Source organism: Marinobacterium profundum, from assembly GCF_001528745.1.
Lineage (GTDB): Bacteria > Pseudomonadota > Gammaproteobacteria > Pseudomonadales > Balneatricaceae > Marinobacterium_A > Marinobacterium_A profundum.
Genome location: NZ_BCNS01000196.1, coordinates 1 through 21,401 on the forward strand (window position 1 = coordinate 1; position 21,401 = coordinate 21,401).

Annotated in this window: 21 protein-coding genes; 15 read left to right on the forward strand and 6 right to left on the reverse strand. The window is 58.7% G+C overall.

All coding sequences use genetic code 11. From position 1 onward, the window contains the following. Positions 1 to 604 precede the first annotated feature (604 nt). From MPRO_RS21815 to MPRO_RS21840, 6 genes are all read left to right on the forward strand, one after another. On the forward strand, positions 605 to 1,579 hold the full coding sequence (locus MPRO_RS21815; protein ID WP_067298298.1) for an IclR family transcriptional regulator: 975 nt from the start codon (positions 605 to 607) through the stop codon (positions 1,577 to 1,579). Positions 1,580 to 1,608: 29 nt separating this feature from the next. Next, on the forward strand, positions 1,609 to 2,778 hold the full coding sequence (locus MPRO_RS21820; RefSeq protein WP_067298299.1) for an acyl-CoA dehydrogenase family protein: 1,170 nt from the start codon (positions 1,609 to 1,611) through the stop codon (positions 2,776 to 2,778). Positions 2,779 to 2,869: 91 nt separating this feature from the next. After that, a complete protein-coding gene (locus MPRO_RS21825) occupies positions 2,870 to 3,832 on the forward strand; it encodes a Bug family tripartite tricarboxylate transporter substrate binding protein (RefSeq protein ID WP_067298301.1) in 963 nt (320 codons plus the stop codon). Positions 3,833 to 3,842: 10 nt separating this feature from the next. Continuing rightward, positions 3,843 to 4,307 (forward strand): tripartite tricarboxylate transporter TctB family protein, encoded by a 465-nt coding sequence (locus MPRO_RS21830; RefSeq protein WP_082709054.1) that lies wholly within the window; start codon positions 3,843 to 3,845, stop codon positions 4,305 to 4,307. Positions 4,308 to 4,346: 39 nt separating this feature from the next. Next, positions 4,347 to 5,858, forward strand: a complete 1,512-nt coding sequence (locus tag MPRO_RS21835) for a tripartite tricarboxylate transporter permease (RefSeq protein WP_067298304.1) — start codon at positions 4,347 to 4,349, stop codon at positions 5,856 to 5,858. Between the two features lie 129 nt (positions 5,859 to 5,987). Continuing rightward, the gene (locus MPRO_RS21840; RefSeq protein WP_067298306.1) at positions 5,988 to 7,265 is read left to right on the forward strand and encodes a CaiB/BaiF CoA transferase family protein; all 1,278 of its coding nucleotides are present in this window, start codon (positions 5,988 to 5,990) and stop codon (positions 7,263 to 7,265) included. A gap of 66 nt (positions 7,266 to 7,331) precedes the next feature. Here the strand turns inward: MPRO_RS21840 and MPRO_RS21845 are convergent, their stop codons facing one another. Beyond that, the gene (locus MPRO_RS21845; protein ID WP_067298308.1) at positions 7,332 to 8,141 is read right to left on the reverse strand and encodes a helix-turn-helix transcriptional regulator; all 810 of its coding nucleotides are present in this window, start codon (positions 8,139 to 8,141) and stop codon (positions 7,332 to 7,334) included. 106 nt (positions 8,142 to 8,247) lie between these two features. Here MPRO_RS21845 and MPRO_RS21850 point away from each other — a divergent pair, with 106 nt between their 5' ends. The 4 genes from MPRO_RS21850 to MPRO_RS21865 all read left to right on the forward strand — a co-directional run bounded on the left by MPRO_RS21850 (position 8,248) and on the right by MPRO_RS21865 (position 13,853). Further along, positions 8,248 to 9,639: an aminotransferase gene (locus tag MPRO_RS21850; RefSeq protein WP_067298309.1), complete on the forward strand. Its 1,392-nt coding sequence runs from the start codon at positions 8,248 to 8,250 to the stop codon at positions 9,637 to 9,639. 76 nt (positions 9,640 to 9,715) lie between these two features. Further along, entirely contained in the window at positions 9,716 to 10,813 is a 1,098-nt protein-coding gene (gene aguA / locus MPRO_RS21855; protein WP_067298311.1) for an agmatine deiminase, read from the forward strand. Positions 10,814 to 10,944: 131 nt separating this feature from the next. Then, positions 10,945 to 12,405, forward strand: a complete 1,461-nt coding sequence (locus MPRO_RS21860; protein WP_082709056.1) for a Na+/H+ antiporter NhaC family protein — start codon at positions 10,945 to 10,947, stop codon at positions 12,403 to 12,405. A gap of 188 nt (positions 12,406 to 12,593) precedes the next feature. Beyond that, positions 12,594 to 13,853, forward strand: a complete 1,260-nt coding sequence (locus MPRO_RS21865) for an MFS transporter (RefSeq protein WP_067298313.1) — start codon at positions 12,594 to 12,596, stop codon at positions 13,851 to 13,853. Between the two features lie 50 nt (positions 13,854 to 13,903). Here MPRO_RS21865 and MPRO_RS21870 read toward each other — a convergent pair whose 3' ends face one another. The 3 genes from MPRO_RS21870 to MPRO_RS21880 form a co-directional block, all read right to left on the reverse strand. Continuing rightward, the gene (locus MPRO_RS21870) at positions 13,904 to 14,362 is read right to left on the reverse strand and encodes a methylglyoxal synthase (protein WP_067298315.1); all 459 of its coding nucleotides are present in this window, start codon (positions 14,360 to 14,362) and stop codon (positions 13,904 to 13,906) included. Positions 14,363 to 14,397: 35 nt separating this feature from the next. Next, entirely contained in the window at positions 14,398 to 16,065 is a 1,668-nt protein-coding gene (gene pgi / locus MPRO_RS21875) for a glucose-6-phosphate isomerase (protein WP_067298317.1), read from the reverse strand. Between the two features lie 206 nt (positions 16,066 to 16,271). After that, positions 16,272 to 16,832: a TMEM165/GDT1 family protein gene (locus tag MPRO_RS21880; RefSeq protein WP_067298319.1), complete on the reverse strand. Its 561-nt coding sequence runs from the start codon at positions 16,830 to 16,832 to the stop codon at positions 16,272 to 16,274. Here MPRO_RS21880 and MPRO_RS26045 point away from each other — a divergent pair. From MPRO_RS26045 to MPRO_RS21895, 4 genes are all read left to right on the forward strand, one after another. Further along, positions 16,822 to 17,046 carry a hypothetical protein gene (locus MPRO_RS26045; RefSeq protein WP_158651917.1) on the forward strand — a complete coding sequence of 75 codons (225 nt, stop codon included), beginning with the start codon at positions 16,822 to 16,824 and terminating at the stop codon, positions 17,044 to 17,046. The genes MPRO_RS21880 and MPRO_RS26045 overlap by 11 nt on opposite strands. 117 nt (positions 17,047 to 17,163) lie before the next feature. After that, complete coding sequence (locus MPRO_RS21885) at positions 17,164 to 17,478, forward strand: 2Fe-2S iron-sulfur cluster-binding protein (protein WP_067298321.1); 315 nt, start codon at positions 17,164 to 17,166, stop codon at positions 17,476 to 17,478. Between the two features lie 91 nt (positions 17,479 to 17,569). Continuing rightward, positions 17,570 to 18,061, forward strand: coding sequence for a universal stress protein (locus MPRO_RS21890; protein WP_067298322.1), 492 nt, complete (start codon positions 17,570 to 17,572; stop codon positions 18,059 to 18,061). A gap of 70 nt (positions 18,062 to 18,131) precedes the next feature. Further along, positions 18,132 to 18,968: a 23S rRNA (adenine(2030)-N(6))-methyltransferase RlmJ gene (locus tag MPRO_RS21895; RefSeq protein ID WP_067298323.1), complete on the forward strand. Its 837-nt coding sequence runs from the start codon at positions 18,132 to 18,134 to the stop codon at positions 18,966 to 18,968. 30 nt (positions 18,969 to 18,998) lie between these two features. On the opposite strand, the gene MPRO_RS21900 is transcribed toward MPRO_RS21895, so the two are convergent. Together MPRO_RS21900 and MPRO_RS21905 are read right to left on the reverse strand one after the other, a co-directional pair. Continuing rightward, the gene (locus MPRO_RS21900; protein ID WP_067298324.1) at positions 18,999 to 19,823 is read right to left on the reverse strand and encodes an RluA family pseudouridine synthase; all 825 of its coding nucleotides are present in this window, start codon (positions 19,821 to 19,823) and stop codon (positions 18,999 to 19,001) included. Between the two features lie 60 nt (positions 19,824 to 19,883). Continuing rightward, a complete protein-coding gene (locus MPRO_RS21905) occupies positions 19,884 to 20,654 on the reverse strand; it encodes a TlyA family RNA methyltransferase (protein ID WP_067298325.1) in 771 nt (256 codons plus the stop codon). Between the two features lie 209 nt (positions 20,655 to 20,863). Between MPRO_RS21905 and MPRO_RS21910 the strand changes: the two genes are divergently transcribed. Then, positions 20,864 to 21,325, forward strand: a complete 462-nt coding sequence (locus MPRO_RS21910; protein WP_067298326.1) for a hypothetical protein — start codon at positions 20,864 to 20,866, stop codon at positions 21,323 to 21,325. Positions 21,326 to 21,401 lie beyond the last annotated feature (76 nt).

A 21,401-nucleotide genomic window follows, 5' to 3' on the forward strand; every position in this document is an offset into this window, starting at 1 on the left:
GGGAGAGCAGGGGCAGGTACGCGGTCCGAGGGGAAAGCAGGAGCAAGGGGCAAGTTAAAAGGCGAAAGGGGCTATGCGTAGCTAGGAGGCTGTCCGAGAATGCTGGCCGTAGCGAGAGCCAACTGATTTGAGCGGGTTTTTGCGGTGCTTTAAGGCAAATAGTGGTTCTATTTAACAAAAAAGAGAACACAAAGTGACCCCTCTTTACCGGAGAGAATCGGCTTTTCCGCACGACTGCATGGATGCAGGCGGTAGAGCGAAGCAGGATGCCCGAGCCGAGTAGATCAGTGTTAAGTCCGACAGGCTGCTAGCCGGTATATGCGCCGGGGCGCTGTTTGTCCGTCAGATTATTAGTGATTCATACCCTTAGGTGAAAGGGCGTCTCTATCCGGAGGCGCCCTTTTTTGTGCTGTGGAGCCAAAAAATAGCGCTGTTACACAGCTTGTTTTGTGGCCTCAGGGTCAGGTGCTTGTGCCGTCATAGCGTTTATTCCTACATATTTTCTGTCATTTTTCCTATTATCGGAAATATTGTTAAAAATCGAAAAAAGGCCTTTGACGCTGCTGCGCGCCAGAGGGAAGATCCTGTTCAGAGGACGACAACCATGACCCAAAAAGACACCTATCAGCTCAAGACACTGGGCCGCGGACTGGAAGTTCTGGCCTTGCTCAAGGCCGCGGCTGCGCCTGTGACACTGTCGGCGCTGTCGCGCCAGCTCAATGAGCCGACCACGGTTATTTTCCGGATACTGAAAACCCTGGAAGCCTGCGGTCAGATCCGTCAGGACGGCGCCGGCAAGGCCTATGGGGCTGTAATGCAGTCACAGGATGAAGGGGCGACTGTGCTCAGAGCCATCGCCACAGTGCGTGCCCTGGGAGACGTCTATCCGGCGAATCTGTCGGTCACTGAGCTGGCAAGGCTGCTTGCCTGCGAGGCAGCGGATCTGGCCGGTCAGCTGCGGGCGCTACGCAGCGAGGGGGTCATTGAGGAAGCGCCTGAGGGGTACTGGCGCCTGGCCCATGGGTGTCTGGCGTTGGCATCACCGCTGATCGGGCAGGATGATCTGGTCGCGGATCTGCAACCGATGATGGAAACCCTGAGGCGCGAGACCCGCGAGACGGTGCTGCTTTATCGCATCAGTGGCGAGCGTCAGACGGTGGTGGTGTCCCTGGCCAGCCCGCAGCCGATTCGTTACGTGCTGGGCGTTGGCAGTTCTTTCCCGCTATATCTGGGTGCCGGCGGCAAGGTTGCGCTGGCCTATATGCCGGCGGCCGAGGCCCGCCGTTATCTGGATCAGGCCGAGCTTGTGCCCAATACCGACTATGTGCCTGAGGCGGATGATATCCAGCGGATGCTCAGCCGAATTCGTCACGATGGTTACGCCATCAGTTTGGGAGAGCGGGTCGAGGGCGCGGCGGGTATAGCCGTGCCCATTTGTGGCGCCCAGGGGCAGTTGCGGGCGGTTATGAGTATCGTACTGCCGGCGTTTCGTACCAGTCGTGCACAGCTTGAAATCATGGCAACGCAGTTGCGTGGCAGCCTGGCCGAGGCCGGCTACCGGATTGATGCCGGCAGTTAGCAATACAACAAGATCGAGAGGAGAAGAGCATGATTCGTGATGAGCAGCGTCAGCGTCAGTTGCTGGCAGAGGTCCGCGACTGGGTGCGCACTGTGGCGATTCCCAATGAGGACCGGGTGGCCCGCACGGCGGAGGTGCCGGGGGAGCTGGTGGATGATATGCGCCGGCGCGGCTTTTTTGGCTGGAGCATTCCGACGGCCTATGGCGGTCGCGGGCTGACCACCGAAGAGCTGATTCAGGCGGCGCTGGAGCTGTCACAGTGTTCAGTAGCCTTTCGGGCACGGGTCGGCACCAATACCGGCATTGGGTCAGAGGCGCTGGTGGCCGATGGTACCGAAGAACAGAAGCGTGCCTATCTGCCGAAACTGGCATCGGGTGAATGGACCGGCTGTTTTGCGCTGACCGAAAAGGAAGCCGGGTCCGATGCCACGGCACTGCAGACCTCTGCTGTGCGCGATGGCGATAGTTATGTGCTCAACGGCGCCAAGTGCTTTATTACCAATGCCCCCATAGCGGATCTGTTTACGGTGCTGGTGCGCACCAATCCGGATGATCTGAGCTACCGAGGCATCAGTGCCTTTCTGGTAGAGCGCGGCACTCCCGGGCTGAGCACGGGCGAGCCCTACCAGATGATGGGGCAGGCCGGTTCGCCGGTCTCCGAAGTCTATTTTGAAAACTGCCGGGTGCCGACGGCCAACCTGATCGGCGGCGTTGAAGGCCAGGGCTTTCGTACCGCCATGAAGGTGCTTAACAAGCAGCGGCTGCACCTGGCGGCACTGTGCACGGGCCCGGCTATCCGCATGCTGGATGAGGCGGTTACGCACGCCACGCAGAGGCGTCAGTTCGGTGAGCGTCTGGCGGACTTTCAGCTGGTGCAGGCCATGATCGCCGACAGCGAAACGGAAATTCAGGCGGCGCGGGCGCTGATCCTGGAAACGGCGCGCAAGCGTGACCGCGGCGAGGATGTCGCCAAGGAAGCATCGATCTGCAAATATTTTGCCTCGGAAATGTGCGGGCGCGTGGCGGATCGGGCGGTGCAGATGTTTGGCGGATCCGGTTATGTCGCCAACTATAGCTGCATCGAGCGACTCTACCGTGATGTGCGGCTGTTTCGCCTCTATGAGGGCACCAGCCAGATGCATCAGATCAATATTGCCAAGCATGTCTTGCGCAGCGCCCAGGCGAGCAAGGTCGCCTGAGTATCCTGGACCCCGGCGATGGCAGGGGGCCTAGTCGTCAGGCTATTGGTTGTGACAAGCAATCCTATAACAACAAAAGCGGAGTGATCCCATGATCAACACAACGTTTAGATTTACAGCTCGCACCCTAATCACCGGACTGGTGCTGGGTGCCACCGCGGCCCTGGTACAGGCCGAGACTTATCCCACCAGGCCTGTAACCATGGTTATCCCCTTTCCAGCGGGTGGCGTGACCGACACCCTGGGGAGAGCCACCGCCTTGCAGCTGGGCGAGGTGCTGGGCACCAATGTCGTGGTGACCAACAAGCAGGGCGGTGCCGGCACCATTGGTATGGCGCAGATTGCCAAGTCCAGGCCCGATGGCTACACCGTTGCGGTAGTACCGGCGGCGCCGCTGGTGAATCAGCCGAACCTGCGCCGATTACCCTATGATGCGGATTCGTTTGACTACATCTGCCAGTTGTTCAGCAGCCCGCTGGTACTGGCAACTAAGCCGGATTCACCGTTCAAAACCCTGAACGAAGTGGTCGAATATGCCCGTGAGAATCCCGGTGCGCTGTCCTATGGTTCACCCGGGCCTGGCACTTTGCCGCATCTGGCGATGGAGCAGTTACTGGATGTGCTCGATCTGCAGCTGCGCCATGTGCCCTTTACCGGCGACGGCCCTGGCGTGACGGCGCTGATGGGCGGGCACGTCGATCTCTATATGGCGACCGGCACCGTGGTGTCGGACAAGGAGCTGCCCGCGGTGGCCGCCTTTGCCGATAGCCGTATCGAGCGGCTGCCGGAACTTGCGACCGCCACCGAGCAGGGCTATGCGCTCAATGCCGATCTCTGGGGTGGTCTGATTGCACCCAAGGGGCTGGCGGACGAACACAAGGCGCGTCTGGCAGAGGCCTGTCATACAGTGGCCGGCAGCGACGCCTACCGGGTGCAGCTCAAATCGCTGGGAACCGATGTCGCCTACCGTGACGCTGAGGCCTTTCAGGCCTACGTGAGCAAAGTGTCGGCAGCCAACGCCAAGCTGATCGATAAGCTGGGTCTGGCTCAGTAGGGGCGGGTCCATGAAGAAATTAACGGATCTCTGGATAGGCGCAGGGGTGCTTCCAATAGCGGCACTGCTCTACGTCACGGGCTTGCCGAAAACGGATGCCATGGAGACCTCCATCGCCATGAATCCGGCCTGGTACCCCTGGTTACTGCTGGTGCTGGCGATGCTCTGCGGGTTGGGGCTGATGGTTTCGGCCCTGTTGCGGCGCGCAGGCCCGTCTGAGGGCGCGGCCGGCATAACAGCTGGAGTCCGGCCGGGGCGCATGGTCGCAGGACTGCTGGCGATCTGTCTCTATGTGGCCGGTTTCTGGTTCGTCGGCTACTGGGTGGCAACGCTGCTGTTTATCCCGGCGCTGAGCTGGGGCCTGGGTCATCGCAAGCCCGCCGAAGTGGCCCTGGTGACGCTGATTGTCACATCGCTGGTCTGGCTGGTGTTCACTCGACTGCTGCTCATTCCGCTGCGGGACTGGCCTTTTTAAGGCTGGCACCTATCACCTTGATTACCTGTGGGAGTACCTATGGATAGCTTAATGACCGCGCTTATGATGCTGGCGACGCCGGCGGCGCTGATGGCGGTTACCGGGGGCACCCTGTTCGGAATCCTGGTCGGGGCCTTGCCTGGACTGGGCTCGGTACTGGGCATCACCGTCATCCTGCCCTTTACCTATATGCTGGATCAGACCACCAGTATCGCTTTGCTGCTGGGTACTTACTGCGGCTCTGTTTACGGTGGCAGCATTTCCGCCATCCTGATCAATACACCGGGAACGCCGCAGTCCGCGGCAACGGTGCTGGATGGCTATCCCATGGCCCGCAGTGGCCGCCCGGCCCTGGCATTGGGCTGGGCGACGGTGGCCTCGACTTTCGGTGGTCTGCTGGCCTGTGGCGTCCTGATTGTTGCGGCGCCGGCGCTGGCGCGCTTTGGCCTGCGTTTTGGCCCGATCGAGTATTTTGCCCTGGGACTCTTTGCACTGAGCTGCATCGTTTCGGTGGCGCGGGAAAGCCTGCTCAAAGGCGTACTGGCCGGCTTGTTCGGACTTTTTCTGGCGACCGTGGGGCAAGACCCGGTGACAGGCGCCATGCGCTTTGATTACGGATTTTTCGAGCTGAGTGCGGGTGTTTCCCTGGTGCCCTTGCTGGTGGGACTCTTCGCGGTGTCGGAGGTGCTCTGGCGCATTGCGGGCCCCGCGGAGCCTGGCGGCGCCAGTATCATGAAGGCCGGCTTTGAATTGCCGAGCCTTGCAGAACTGCGGCTGCGATTCTGGCTCATGGTTAAGTCCGCCCTGATCGGTACCGGCATTGGCACCCTGCCGGGTATCGGTGCCACGGCGGCCTCTCTGGTCAGCTATGCCGATGCCAAGCGTACCTCGCCGCGGCGCGACAACTTTGGTCGCGGCGAGCCTGACGGCATAGTGGCGTCCGAGTCCGCCAATAATGCGGTCACGGCCGGCGCTCTGGTGCCAACACTGTCCCTGGGTGTGCCTGGTGACCCTGTGACGGCGGTGATGCTGGGGGCTTTGACGATCCAGAACATTACCCCGGGTCCACGGCTGTTCAGTGAGAATGGCGATCTGGTGACCTACCTGTTTTTGGCACTGATTGCCGTCAATCTGGCAATGTTCGTTCTGGGGGCCTTGCTGGCACCGGCCTTCAGTCGCCTGCTCAAATTGCCCGAACCGCTCTTGATGGCGTCCGTGGTGGTGCTGGTAACCGTTGGAACTTATTCGGTTAACAGCAGTGCCTTTGATCTGGGCATAGTGCTGGTGGCGGGGCTGGTTGGATTTGTGCTGCGCTGGCTGGCTTTCCCCCTGGCGCCGGTCGTTATCGGTTTTGTGCTGAGCCCGATGATAGAGGGCAGTCTGCGCCAGGGCATGATCCTGACCGGAGATAATATCTGGGCCTTTGGTGCCAGTCCTATTGCGGCTGTGCTGTTTTTGCTTACGGGCCTGTTTCTGCTCTGGCCTTTGTATGGCTGGTGGCGTGGCCGCCAGCGCAGTGGCGCCAGTGCTCACCCGGTCTCGGGCGACTGACGACGGTAAACAGCACTGGCCGACAAGGCCAGAGACCGAAAAATCCTGAATTAACCCTGAGTGAGGCGGCCTGCGATGGCGGCTGCCTCTGTGCCTGACAGGGTAGAGCAACGTTGCAAGAGGTGAGTCATGCAGACAACACAAGATAACAGGCCGCTGGCCGGTGTTAAGGTGGTGGAGTTCGGTCAGTTTATCGCCGGCCCCGGGGCGACCCAGATCCTTGCTGACCTGGGTGCCGATGTTATCAAGATCGAAAGCCCCAATGGCGACAACGGTCGTCGTTTCGGGGTGAATACCGCCAGCAAGGGGCGCAGCGGCATGTTTATCGCCTATAACCGTGGCAAGCGCTCCATAGCGCTGGATCTGCGTTGCGCCCAGGGTGTTGCCATTGCCCGCAAACTTGCGCTGGGCGCGGACGTGGTGGTGCAGAATACCCGCGTCGGTGTGATGGCATCCATCGGGCTGGATGCTGCAAGCCTGCGGCAGGAAAAGCCGGCACTGATCTACGCCTCCATCTCGGGCTTTGGTACTGCCGGGCCTTCGCGCAAGCGGCCCGGGCTGGATATCGCCGCCCAGGCGGAAAGCGGCATGATGTCGCTCACCGGCGAGGCCGGCGGCACGCCCCTCAAGACGGGTTTTGCCGTGGTGGATGCCGCGACTGCGACGGCAACGGCCAATGCGATTCTGGCGGCCCTGTTCCGCCATGCGCGCACAGGGCAGGGGGAGACGATTGAAACCTCGCTGCTGACGGTTGCCATCGCGCTGCAGGCGCAGATCTGGGCGGAGTACGGCTGCTCCAATCAGCTGCCGCAGCGGGCGGGCAATGCCCAGCCACTGGTGGCGCCCGCCGCCGACCTGATCGAAGTCAAAGACGGTTATATTGTGCTGTCCGCCTATATGGAAGATCACTGGAAGCGCCTCTGTGAGGCCATTGGTCAGCCAGAGTTGGCGACCGATAGGCGCTTTGCCAGCAGCAATCAGCGTGTACAGCACCGTCCGGCGCTTATCGCCATCCTGCATGAGGCCCTAGGACAGTTTACCGGTGAGGAGGTGCGGGCACGGCTGGAATCTTTTGGGGTCGTCGTCGGCGTGGTACGCGACTATGCCCAGGTGCAGGCCAGCCAGGATGTGCAGGCCTGCGGTATCTTCCAGTTGGTGGTCGATGACACAGGCGGCGAGGTGCAGGTTCCGGGCCTGCCGTTCAGCCTTACCGAAGCGACGCAGGGAGCTGCACTGGCACGGGTTCCTGGGTTAGGCGAACAGGGCGAAGAGGTACTGCGCCAGGCCGGCTATGATGATGCGCAGCTGCAGGCACTGGTCAGCGCCGGTGTGGTTGTGCGGCCGGTGTCGCGGCGGCAAGCGGGTGCTGACAGCGAGCCTGTTAATTCCACAGCGGCCCAGGTGTGAAGGTATCCGGTTAAGGGTATTGAGCCTGTTATCGAGCCGGGAGTGGGCCCTTGCTGCGGTGCGCTCTCAGTTCGACGCCAGGCTCGTGAGGTGGCCGAGAAACATGGAGAACAACTCTGACTGGGTTGAGGTGTTCAGGCGTGCATGGATGTTCTTGCGATGTACTTTCACGGTGCCGGCGCTGATGTCCAGCAACTCGGCGACGGCCTTGGAGGAGTGTCCCTTGAGTATCAGCCCGGTGATTTCCTGCTCACGCGGCGTCAGCACGCCGCTGCCGAAGGTCGAGAGGGCATATTCCATCGCATCGCGGGACTCCTCGTTGTGCACATAGTCCGATGACTGGGCCAGCCAGAACTGGTGCACCAGGGCGCTGATGACCGGGAAAATTTGACTCAGGGTGTTGCGTTCGGTCCGGGTAATTGAACCCAGGCTCGATTTTCGTCCCAGCGACAGTGTAAAGCTGACGTCATTTTCCAGTGGTATCACCAGAATAATTTCATCCACCAGATCGAATTCGTGATAGCAGTTGCGGTAGTAATCGCTGCTCTCGAAGCCATCAGGCGCGATTTCCCGCAAGCGGTAAACACCCCCCGCCAGTCCCTGCTGCATGCCGTTGAACAGCGGGTCCAGCAGATACAGCTGATCGATGTAGCGGTTTAGCGCAGGGCCCATGCGCTGCGGGTGATTGCTCAGCACCACTATGGGCTTGAAAGTGTGCTTGTAGGTGGCGATCAGCAGGGTGTCGAAGCTGACCAGGCTCTGCAGGCAATCATTCAGCACCTCGGGAAAATTGCGCATGCGAATATGATCGATCAACCGTGCCAGATCTTTATGCCAGCTTTGTGAGGATGAAACGCCAAGGCCGATTTTAGTCATTGCGCTACGTATATCTCTTCGGGGGTATAGATGGAGTTTTTACTCCAGTAGTACCTTAGGGTCTGTTGGTTAACTTTATAACGCAGAACACCGCGAGGCAATTCGCATGGCACATGATATTAACAAATTGTGGGAGCAGGATAAGGCACACTTTATCCACCCCTTTACTGATTTCTCGGTTTTTGAAAAAGAAGGCTGCGATATTATTACCCAAAGCCGTGGCGAATATGTTTTCGATGGCAAGGGTAATAAATACCTCGACGGCATCGCCGGGCTCTGGTGTGTCAATATTGGTCACGGGCGCCAGGAAATGGGCCAGGCCATGGCCGAACAGGCTGAGCGCATGGCGTATTATTCGCCGTTTAATAACCTTTCCAATGTGCCTGCTATCGAATTGTCCGCCAAACTGGCGGAGCTTGCGCCGTCAAATCTGAATCATGTTTTTTACAGCTGTGGCGGTTCGGTTGCCAATGATACAACCATTCGTATCGTGCATTATTATTTCAATCAGCTGGGTCAGAAAGACAAGAAAATCATTATCTCGCGCAAAAACGGATACCACGGCACCACCTATGTGTCCTCAAGCCTGACCGGTATTGAAAGCAATAACTGGGGCTTTGATACCGCCGATCAGTTCGTGCATCACGTGGCCGAGGCCAATTGCTATCGCCGCCCAGATGGAATGACCCAGGCGCAGTACTGCGATTATCTGGTAGAGGATTTTGAGAGCAGCATCCGTGATTTGGGCGGTGCCGACAGGGTTGCGGCCTTTATCGCCGAGCCAATTATGGGCGCCGGCGGTGTGCTGGTGGCGCCCGAGGGCTATCACAGGCGCATGTACGATGTTTGCAAAAAATACGGCATGCTCTACATCGCCGATGAGGTGGTAACGGCCTTTGGGCGTCTGGGCCACTTCTTTGCCTCTGAAGCCGTGTTTGGTATTCAGCCAGATGTGATTAACTGCGCCAAGGGTCTGACCTCTGGTTATATTCCCCTGGGTGCGACCCTGCTGAGCGATGAAATCTATGCGGTGATCAGCAAGCCGCAGCGTGAAGGCGCGGTGTTCAGTACCGGCTTTACCTATTCCGGACATCCGGTAGCCTGTGCTGCAGCGCTGAAAAACATCGAGATCATGGAACGTGAGAATATCTGTGGCAACGTCCGTGATGTCGGCCCTTACCTGGAGCAACAGCTGAAAACTCTGCTGGACCTGCCTATCGTCGGTGATGTGCGCGGCAGTCACTTTATGATGTGCATTGAGAGTGTGGCCGACAAGGCGACCAAGGCGCTGTTGCCGATGGAAGCTAATGTCGGCAAGCGCATCGCCGAGCAATGCCAGAAGCGCGGCCTGATCGTAAGGCCCATCGCGCATCTGAATGTGCTGTCGCCGCCGCTGATCTGGAGCCGCGAGACGGTGGACCTGGTGGTGGGCATTTTGCGCCAGAGCATTCTGGCCACCGTCGAGTCCCTGATCGAAGACGGCCATTATCAGGCCTGAGAGACGCTACTTTGCCGGGTGGGCGCCTGTTCGCCAGGCTCCCAGACCTATAGTTAAAGAAAACAGGTTGCCTTCCATGAGTGACGCTAATAATAATCCCAGCCCCAAAATACTGGGTTTCCGGATGCCGGGTGAGTTTGAACCCCATGATGCCTGCTGGATGCTCTGGCCCCAGCGCGGTGATGTCTGGCGCCTGGGTGCCAAGCCCGCCCAGCGCGCTTTTGCCGCCGTGGCCGAGGCCATTTCCCGCAGCGAAACGGTCTTTGTCGCCGTAACCGACAGCCAGTACGAAAATGCCCGTGCCATGCTGCCATCCCAGGTGCGGGTGGTGGAAATCAGCTCTAACGATGCCTGGATGCGGGATATGGGCCCGAGCTTTGTGATCAATGATGCCGGTGAACGGGCCGGTATCGACTGGCACTTTAATGCCTGGGGCGGCCTCAATGGCGGCCTTTACTTCCCCTGGGATCTGGATGATCGCGTTGCCCGCAAGGTCTGTGAGATTAACGGCGATCGGCGTTTTCGGGCGCCCTTGGTACTGGAAGGCGGCGCCATTCATGTGGACGGTGAGGGCACGCTGCTGACCACCGAAGAATGCCTGCTTAATGGCAACCGCAATCCGCACTTGAGCCCTGGCCAGATCGAAGCCTATCTGGATGAGTACCTCAATATTTCCAAGGTCATCTGGCTCGATCGTGGCACCTTCAATGACGAAACCAACGGCCATGTCGACAATATCGCCTGCTTCGTGCGCCCGGGTGTAGTGGCGTTGCACTGGTGCGATGACCCGGCCGATCCGCAGTACGCCATCTCCCGTGCGGCTCTGGACGTATTGAGCCAGGCTACCGATGCTAGGGGGCGCAAACTTGAAGTACACAAGTTGCCCCAGCCTGGACCCCTGTACATGAGCGCCGAGGAAGCCGTGGGGGTGGATCTGTGCGAGGGCAGTCACCCGCGCACTCAAGGCGAGCGCATGGCCGGATCCTATATCAACTTTTACATCGGCAATTCCGTGGTGGTGTTTCCGCTGCTGGACAAGGCCCTGGATGGTCAGGCCCGCGAAATTCTGCAGGGGCTTTTCCCCGAGCGGGAGATCATTGGCGTCGATGCGCGGGAAATCCTGCTCGGCGGCGGCAACATTCACTGTATTACCCAGCAGCAGCCCAGCATTTAAAGCTTCTGAACAACGTTGCAATAAGTCGACGACAGTCTTGCCGTTTCGGGGGGAGGCTGGCGTTGCGTTCCCGTTGCGGCGAAATACAAGTATAACGAGGGATACTCATGAGCACGTCCACTGACACGAGCATGAAACTTGAACCGGCACGACCTAGTGAGACCATAGCCGTTGGTGCCATAGCGCTGGCCGTGATCGCCTTTGCACTCTACTGCTACCGTACCTATGGTGCCGACGGCGGCTTTGGCAGCCTCAGTCTGTTGCCAACGGCCGTGGTGGTTGTCACAGCGCTCTATACCAAACGTACCATCGAATCGCTGTTTATCGGCGTGCTGGTGGGCCTGGTGATGACCAATTCAGTGGCGGATTTTATCCCGGCCCTGGGAGGCACCTTTCTTGATGTCTTTATGAACGAGACTGTGGCCTGGATCTTTATCGCCTGCGGCCTGATGGGCAGCATGATTGCGTTGGTGACCATGGGCGGCGGCGCCGAGGCCTTCGGCCGCTGGCTGATCACCCGGGTGCATACCAAAAAGGGCACGCTGTTTTCCACCATGGCATTGGGGCTGGTGATCTTTATCGATGATTATCTCAATGCGCTGACCATTGGCGCCTCCATGCGCAAGGCGACGGATAGGGTCAGAACATCGCGCGAGTTTCTCGCCTATGTGGTCGACTCCACGGCAGCGCCGGTGTGCATTATTCTGCCATTCTCGACCTGGGCGGTGTTCTTTTCCGGCCTGCTGGAAGAAAACAATGTTGCGCTCGAGGGGCAGGGCATTGATCTGTTCATCAGCTCCATTCCCTACATGCTCTATGCCTGGGTTTGCCTGGCGGTGGTGATACTGGCCATCAGCGGCAAGCTGCCGTTGCTGGGGCGCATGAAAGCCGCAGAGCTGCGCGCCGAAAGCACCGGTGAAGTGTTGAGCGAGGCGGATAAGCCCCATGACGTTGAAATGGTTGGTGGCGTGGAAAAATCCAATACGCTGAATTTCTTCGTCCCCATCGCCTCGCTGATATTCTTCACCTGGTACTTTGATATCGACATCATGTCCGGTGCCATGGCGTCGATCTTTGTTACCCTGGCCTTTTTCGGCATTCAGCGTCTGCTGAGCATGGGGCAGATGTTTGATGGCATTCTGAAGGGCTTTGTCGGCATGATCATGCCACTGGGCACCCTGTTCTGCGGCTTTATGCTGGCCGAAGTCAACGATACTTTGGGTACCACCGAATACGTGATCAATGCCACCACCGCCTTCATGACCGCTGAAATGCTGCCCATGGTCGCTTTCGTGGTGATGGCAGCGCTGGCGTTTGCCACGGCGTCCTTCTGGGGCATCTTTGTGGTCGGCATGCCGATTATCTTGCCGCTGGCGCTGGCGGTGAATGCGGATATTCCGCTGGTAGTGGGCGCCATGATTTCAGCCTCGGCCTTTGGCTCCCATGCCTGCTTTTATGGTGACTCAACGGTACTCTCTGCCAAGGCCTGCGGCATCAGCCCCATGAGTCATGCCATGACCCAGTTGCCCTATGCGATGCTCGGTGGTGTGGTGTCGGCATTCGGTTTCCTGGCGCTGGGCTTTATGCTCTGAACCGGCTCTTGATCGCAACCTGAATTAAAACGCCCGGGCAGCAATGCCCGGGCGTTTTGTGTCCTGCTGGCGCAATTAGTGGGCTATTAGTCGCTTGTCACGCTGGCGCCCCGCAGCTTAACGGGCCAAGATAGCGATGCACCAAATAGGTGCCGTATCTTTTAATACAGACCAGGGATGATTGATTAATGGGGCCTATTCGTCAGCTGACCGCACTGCTGGCCAGCTATGGATTGCTGTTGCTGGCCAATGGCATGTTTACCACTCTGCTCAGCCTGCGAACCCGGCTGGAGGGATTTCCCACTGAGCTGATCGGCCTTGTTATGGGCAGTTATTTTATCGGCCTGTTCCTGGGGGCTCGCTATGCGGCCGGGGTGGTTAACAAGGTGGGTCATATCCGCGCCTTTGGAGTCTTTGCCTCGCTAATCTCCATTACGCCCTTGCTGCACATGCTGGTGATATCACCCTCGCTCTGGTTTGTGTTGCGCCTGGTTGCGGGCTTCAGCATGGCAGGGCTCATCGTGGTGACCGAGAGCTGGCTCAATGCCAGGGCCGAGGATCACAACCGCGGCGCTGTGCTGTCGATCTACATGATTATCAACTATCTGGGGGCGGGCTCGGCGCAGCTGTTGCTGATGCTGGATGATCCGGGGGGCTACCGGCTCTTTCTGCTGGCGTCCATTACATTCTCGGTGTCGCTGATCCCGGTACTGCTGACCCGTACCACGGCGCCGCTACCGGAGCCGCCCGGACCGCTGCGCATTTCACCGGTACTCAAGGCATCCCCAGTGGGTTTTTTTGGCGCCATGGCCGCCGGCCTGATCAATGCGTCCTTCTATACCATGGGGCCGCTGTCGGCCCAGGATGCGGGTCTGTCGGCCGATGATATAGCGCTTTTTCTGGCCTGTGGCATTCTCGGCGGGCTGGTGCTGCAGGTGCCGCTGGGGCGTCTGTCGGACCGTATCGAGCGGCGCAAGGTGATTGCTCTGGCATCCGTGGGCACCACGCTATGCTGCGCGACACTGGCCTGGCTGGTGATGCAGCAAGTGGAGGTCAAGTGGCTGTTGCTTGGCAGTTTCAGTTACGGCTGTCTGGCCTTTACGCTCTACTCTCTGGCCGGCGCTCACGCCAATGACTGGGGTGATCCTGGGCGGCGCATGCAGACCGCCGGCGCCTTGCTGGCAGGCTTTGGTATTGGCGCTATAGTCGGGCCTTTTCTCAGTGGTACCGCCATGTCGGCTCTGGGGCCGTCGGGTCTGTTTGTGTTTAACGGTGTTGTGGCCTTTATGCTGGCGCTATTTAGCCTGTACCACAGTGCGCGGCGCGGTATGGCACTGAGCAAACCTCGCTTTGTGCCACAGCCAGGCTCGCAGTACAGCTCGGATGAGTTGTATCGGGCGGTGCAGGAAGACGAGGAGCTGGATAAGGTAGAAAGCCGGCAACCCTGAGGGTTGCCGGCTTTGCGGGCAATAAGCGCTGAGCTCGTGCAATCGGGGCTTTAGCCTATACGTTGCTTGATGTAAGCGTCGTAGTCCGGTACCCGGTAATCGTGGCTCTGGTTCATCAAAGCTGAGCCGATCACGAAGTCCGCGGTGCTGCGATTGCAGGCCACAGGCACATTCCAGACCGCAGCAATGCGCAGCAGCGCCTTGACGTCCGGGTCGTGGGGCATGGGCTCGAACGGGTCCCAGAAGAAGATCACCATGTCGATCTGTTGATCAACCAGCATGGCACCGATCTGCTGATCACCGCCCAGCGGGCCGCTGATCAGCTTGTTGATCTGCAGCTGCAACTCCTGTTCCAGCATATGGCCGGTGGTACCGGTGGCAAACAGCCGGTGCTGGCTCAGTTGCTGCAGATTCTGGCGCGACCAGTCAATCAACTCGTGCTTCATGTTGTCGTGGGCAATAAGCGCAATACGCTTGCGGGCCGGCATCTGAATCACTTTCTGCTGCATCGGATCTCCTTCTGGGGTCAGCCTTGACCCAAGTCTTAGCGGCCTGCTTTTTCGGCCGACTTGCGTCGCTGTTCGTTGAAGTAGGTGATCAGGCTGTGAGTCGAGCTGTCATGCTTGTCCGACACGGGGCCGCCGGTCAGTTCCGGCAGTATCTGTTTGGCCAGGGTCTTGCCGAGTTCGACGCCCCACTGGTCAAAGGAGCAGATATCCCAGATGACGCCCTGCACAAAGATCTTGTGTTCATACATGGCAATCAGGGCACCCAAAGCGCGTGGATCCAGTCGATCCAGCAGCAGGGTGTTGGTCGGACGGTCGCCGGCGTGCACCTTGTGCGGAATCAGGTCCTCGATGGCCTCGGGCTTCATGCCCTTGGATTCAAGATCCTTGCGCACTTCATCTGCGCTTATGCCGTTCATCAGTGCTTCTGTCTGGGCAAAAAAGTTGGCCATGAGGTTTTCATGGTGGCCACGCACCGGGGTGCTGCTATCAATAGAACCGATAAAGTCGGCCGGCACTACTGTCTTGCTCTGGTGCAGGTACTGATAAAACGCGTGCTGTCCATCGATACCCAGGGAGCCCCAGATAATCGAGCCCGTGCTGTAGGGAACCTGGTTGCCTTCATGGTCGACCGATTTGCCGTTACTTTCCATATCTGCCTGCTGCAGGTAGGCGGCGAAGCGCGCCAGAGGCCAGTCGTAGGGCAGAATCGCCTGGGACTGACGACCCAGGAAGGTGCTGTTCCACAGACCAATCAGTGCCAGCAATACCGGTGCGTTCTTCTCCATGGGCGCATCCCTGAAATGGATGTCCATTTCGTGGGCGCCGGTGAGCAGCTCTTCGAACTGCTTGAAGCCCAGGCACAGAGCGATGGGCAGGCCGATCACGGACCACAAAGAATAGCGACCGCCGACCCAGTCCCACATCTGGAAAGTGTTTTCACGCTTGATACCAAAGGCTTTGACCGCCTCGTGGTTAGTGGATACGGCCACGAAGTGACTGCTGACCGCACGGTCGTCAAAGGCGGAAGACATCAGCCAGTTACGTGCCGTCTGGGCATTGGTCATGGTTTCGCTGGTGGTAAAGGTCTTGGAGGCCACCACGAAAAGAACGCGTTCCGGATTAAGCGGGCGCAGTACGTTGGCAATCTCGACACCGTCGACGTTGGAGACGAAGTGCACCTTGATGCGGTCATCGGCATAACGGCGCAGTGCCTGGGTCACCATGCGCGGGCCCAAATCCGAACCGCCGACGCCTATATTGACGACATCGGTGATGCGCTTGCCTGAATAGCCGCGCCACTCGCCCTTGCGAACCGAATCGACAAACACTTTCATGCGGCCGAGTTCGTGGTTGACCACTTCCATGACATTCTCGCCATCGAGATAGACAGGCGTGTTGGTACGGTTACGCAGGGCCGTGTGCAGTACGGCGCGATTTTCGGTGGAGTTGATACGGTCACCGTGGAACATGCGCTCGCGCCAGTTTTCAACACCGGCGGCTTTGGCCAGATCCAGCAGGCCCTGCATGGTTTCGTCCGTGACCGGATTCTTCGAGTAATCCAGCAGGATATTCTGTACTCGAATCGAATATTTTTCGTAGCGGTTCGGATCCTGGGTGAACAGATCGCGCAGATGAACGTCGCCAATCTCGCCAGCGTGCTGTTGCAGAAACTTCCAGGCGTCAGAATCTGAGATGTTGGCCATCTCGGGCTCCTCTTATTAGGGTTACCGATCAACGGTCGTAGACCAGGATGAAACTTAGTTGTGTTAATTTACGTAAATTTAATTAAATAACAAGTATTATCGAGATGTATTTTAGTTTTATTTGGTGATTTTTTAGTTTTGTTCGTAAATTATTGCCCGAATGTGCCATCTGCAGATTCGGGCCCGAGTTCGCCGAGGTAAAAATGCTACTGCATTAGTATGGCCGCGAAACCAAAGCCTGCAAATAACAGGCAGGCGCCACGTCGCGCCCAGGTCAGTGGCAGGCGCTGCATCAGCCAGGCGCCAGCGTAGATCACAGGGACATTGGCGAGCATCATGCCCAGGGTTGTGCCGAAGATGACCCAGAGGGTGGCATCGTCAAAGCGCGCCGCCAGTATCACTGTCGCTATCTGGGTCTTGTCGCCAATTTCGGCGATAAAGAACAGCACGCAGGTGGCTATAAAGGCGCCATAGCGCAACACGCCGGCGTTTTCGTCGTCTTCCTTGTCGGGAATCAGCACCCAGAGGCCGACAGCGATAAAGCTTAGTCCAATGATCCAGGGCAACCAGGTGGCGGGAATCCAGTGGGCAACCCAAACGCCGAGCCAGGCGGAGAGGGCGTGGTTGAGCAGGGTCGCGAGCAGAATGCCGGCAATGATGGCGTTGCGCTGCACAAAGCGCGAGGCGAGAAAAAGTGACAGGAGCTGGGTTTTATCACCGATCTCGGCGATGGCAACGGCAGAGGCAGAGGCTAGCATGGCTTCCATAAACGTATTCCTGGGCGGGCTTGAATTGAATACACCAAGACACAGCAAGCCGGCCCGCCAGGAGCAGCTTGTCGTGTCTCAGGTCTCATCAATCCCGCAGGACGTGACTGCCATGGGCGTGGGGCCCAAGCATGTTGACAGTCACTCTGGTCGGCGCCGCCGACCGGAAGATTACTCCCCCAAGAACGGTGAGGATATTAAGGCAAGTGCTTGAGCGGTGCAACGCAGGATGTCACTTTGTTGCCTGTTTTCCAGCTGTTATGGCCGGGGCAGCCGCATCTGTGCCCGGCACTGGCTACACTTGGTATGTAGATGGGAAAGGGGGATGGCAATGGCGAAGATTACCTACATCGAACCGGATGGGCAGCGTCAGGAACTGGTTGTACCCGATGGCTGGAGCGTGATGGAAGGCGCAATAGACAAGGAGATCGAAGGTATCGTGGCCCAGTGTGGTGGCGGATGCAGCTGCGCAACCTGTCATGTCTATGTGGTATCTGGTGCGGTGGGGGAGCCTGGCGAGGCGGAACTTGAAATGCTCGAGCTCGTGGCCGCGGAGCGCAAGCCCAACAGTCGTCTCAGTTGTCAGCTCGAAGTAGGGCCGCAGCTCGAGGGTCTGGTGGTACAGATTCCGGATACGCAGTACTGAGTTATAGTGGTTGCATTGAACTGGCGGTTGAGTGGGCGGGGTGCAGTGGCTCTTCACTGGCCTGGGCTCTTAACTAAAGGAGGTATGAGTCATGTTGCCTGATATCAAGCAAATTCTGTATGCGTCGGACCTGGGTGAGCACTCGGTGCCGGCACTGCGCATGGCGGTGAAACTGGCGCTTGAGCATGGTGCCACTATCACCTTCTTGCATGTGGTGGAGGTACTGAGCCCGTCAACCGAAGCTCTGATCGATACTCATTTCGACCCCAAGGTACTGGCGGAACTGCGCAAGACCGGTATTGAAGATTTGCGTATCAAGATGACGCGGCGGGTGGAGAGCTTTTGGGCCGAGGAATTGCCCGCGGGCAAAGCTCAGGCGCTTAGCAAGCCTCTGGTGCTGATCGAAAAGGGCAATGTTGAAGAGAAGATACTCGCCACGGCCAGGCAGATGGATGTCGATATGATTGTCATGGGCACGCGCACCCATTCGGCGCTGGCGAAGATGTTTATGGGATCCAGCGCCCAGCGCGTGATGCAGCACAGTGATCGCCCGGTACTGATTGTGCCGTTGCCGGCAGACTAATTACAGTGGAATACCCCGGGGGGACGGCGTATGCTGGCGCCCCCCGTCTTTTAATGCCTCCGGAAAGCCGATGCTCAGCTATCGTCACGCTTATCATGCCGGCAATTATGCCGATGTCCTGAAACACTTGGTGCTTGCTCGCACACTCGAGTACATGACCTCCAAAGATACGCCGCTGCTGTATCTGGATACCCACGCCGGTGCCGGCAGTTATCACCTGGGCGCGGCCATGGCCAAAAAGACCGCGGAGTATAAAGAAGGCATAGGGCGGCTCTGGGGCCAGCCTCTGCCTGATGCCCTGACACCATTGATGTCGGTGTTGCGCCAGATCAACCCCAAGGGGGAGCTGGAGCATTATCCTGGCTCACCCCAGGTGGCGGCGAAGTTGCTGCGCAAGCAGGACGCGCTGCGTCTGTTTGAGCTTCACCCCAGCGACTATCGCCTGCTGAGCGAGCGTTTCGCAACGGACCGTCGGGTGCGGGTCGAACGCAGCGACGGCTTTGTCAGCCTCAAGGCGCTGTTGCCGCCGCCGTCCAAGCGCGCACTGGTATTGATTGATCCGCCCTATGAGAACAAGGGAGATTACCGACAGGTGCAGAAGGTTGTGCTCGAGGGCTACAAGCGCTTCCCCATTGGCACCTACCTGATCTGGTATCCGGTGGTGGTGCGGGCGCGCATCGACGACATGGTGCGCGGCTTCAAAAGCGCCGGTGTGCGCAATCTGTGGCAGGTTGAGCTGGGTCTGGGGCCCGACACTGAGGATTTCGGCATGACATCCAGCGGCCTTTTCATGATTAACCCGCCCTGGACACTGCCGGGCGAGCTCAAGGAGGTACTGCCGATGCTGCAGAACCTGATTGCGCCCGAACAGGGTCGCTGGGAGTTGAAGCAGCTGGTGGGCGAATAGCCCACCGTGCTTTGGTGATACAAGCAGGCTTCAGCTGTTGGTTTTGGTGACGAACGGCTGGGGCAGCTGGAATTCGGTGGGCTGGCGGCGCATCGGGCAGATAAAGTTGAGTCGGTACGCGACCAGCAGCAGTCCCTCGCGGTTCTTGTTGCCCTCGCCGTAACGCGGATCCCCCATCACCGGATGGCCAATATGGGCCAGGTGGCGACGAATCTGGTGGGTACGGCCATGTTCGATGCGAATCTCCAGCACGCTGGTGTTACGCTCGGCATCATATTCCAGCCGCGTGTAATGAGTAATGGCCGCCTTGTCGTCCAGAGCCAGATCGATAGTTCCCTCCAGCGGTGCTTCACCCAGCACCACGGCCTGGTAACCCTTTTCTACTTCGCCATCCTGAAACAGTTTGGACAGTATGGCTGCCATCTTTTTATTGTGGGCCAGGAGTATCAGGCCGCGGGTTTCGCGATCCAGCCGGTGTACCGGGTATATCTCCCGCTTGTAGCCATAGGCCAGCTCCGCCATGCGCGGCAGCGCCATATGATCCCCATAGCGCGTACCCTGTGACATTACGCCAGCGGTCTTGTACCAGAGGGTATAACCCATGCGGTCTTCCATGGCGCTGAGCTGAGGTGGCTTTAGCTCCAGCAGGGCTTCGTCGTAATAGAGTTCGATCCGGTCGCCGGCCTTGAGCGGGCTGTTGGCACGGCGCAGGCGGCGCTCGTGGGTGCCGCGTATCAGCCAGACGGCACCCTTGTTCATGGCGTCCTTAAGGCGCTTTTTCGGCAGGCCTGTGGCCTCTGTCAGGTATTCCAGTGCATTGTCGACGGCCGACGGCAGGGTGCGTTTCAGTTCCATGGGATCTGTCTCTGTAGTGAATGGGGCAAGTATACAGATCTTGCGCCGCCGGTGTCTGACTCAGGCTGATCTGGACTGTACTGCGATCAGCAGAAATTCACGATTGCCGTCGCCACCGGTGATGGGGCTTGGCATGTAGTGCTGCACTCCAAGGCCAAGGGTTTCGCACAGCGCTCGAATGTTCGTTTCAACGTCGGTGTAAAGGCGTTCATCGCGCACTATGCCGCCCTTGCCGATACCGCTGGGGCCGACTTCAAACTGCGGCTTTACCAGACTGATCAGACGGCCAGCGCTGCGGATTAGCGGTGCCAGGGCTGGCAGTATCTTGGTTTGGGAAATAAAGGACACATCCATCACCGCCAGATCAAAGCCTGCGCCATCACGGCTCAGAGGCAGCAATTGTTCCGCGTTCAGCGCTCTGGCGTTGACGCCCTCCAGGCAGGTAACGCGCGGGTCGGCCCTCAGGCGTGCATCAAGCTGATCGTGCCCCACCTCTATGCCCACCACGGCTGCGGCGCCATGCTGCAGCAGGCAGTCAGTAAAGCCGCCGGTCGACTGGCCGACATCAATGGCCACCAGTCCGGTCGGATCCAGCTGTAGCGCATTCAGCGCACCCAGCAGTTTGAGGGCGCCACGGGAGACGAAGCGATCCTGCGGATCGGTGCTGACGCTCAGCTCGATATCGCTGTCGAGCTTCAGACCCGCTTTGGTGACCGTCTGCCACTCATCGTTGAGCTGTACCCGTACCCGGCCGTCCTTGATCAGGCGCTGGGCGTGAGTGCGCGAACTGGCCTGCGCCCGTGCCACCAGAATCATGTCGATGCGCTGCATGGATGTGGGGTGCTCCGCCGTTTTTAAGAAGGGCGCCATTATAGGCAGTGGGCGGGTATGCGAAAAGCCGCAGGGCGGTAGCACTTGCGTATTTTTGCCCCTGGTGCGCGCAGCAATGCCGGGCTAAGGCGTTGCCTGGGGACTCAATTGCCACTGAAAATTCCCGGCCTCTTAGGCTACACTGCTGAAAACCTTCAGGAATTCGATTGATGAAAGGATTGATACCGTTTCTGGTACTGACAGGTGCCATGGGGCTGTCGTCGCAGGTTATGGCTGCCAGTGAGCAGGCCATTCGCGATTGTCAGGCCAGCAGCATGAATCCGCTGGTTGTCGGTGCCTGCATCAAGCAGCTAACGTCCAAGGCGGGGCGGCTTGAAGATATTCAGTGTCGCAAGGATCTTGAGTGCTGGGGCAAGCAAAACGAAGCCCGTGCCCAGCGTAATTGTGCGCCGGGTTTCGGTCGTGCCGCGCAGTGGGATGCCAACTGGTGGAAGCTGTGGGATGAGCAGAAATTAACCCATGTACGCTGGCGTTCGCGCCGTGAAGGCACTCTGGAATATTATGTCGACAGCGCAGGCATGCGGCTTATCTGTGGTTTTGATCCCGAATTGCCGCAACGGGTTCAGGTGCAGTATGGCCCTGCGGTGGGTGATCTCGGTTTGAAGTTGTAGTCTGGCAACTAAAGGCAGATGCTTGCTAACCTGAGCAGGCTTCGGATATAGAAGCACACAAAAAAGGACCGGCAAT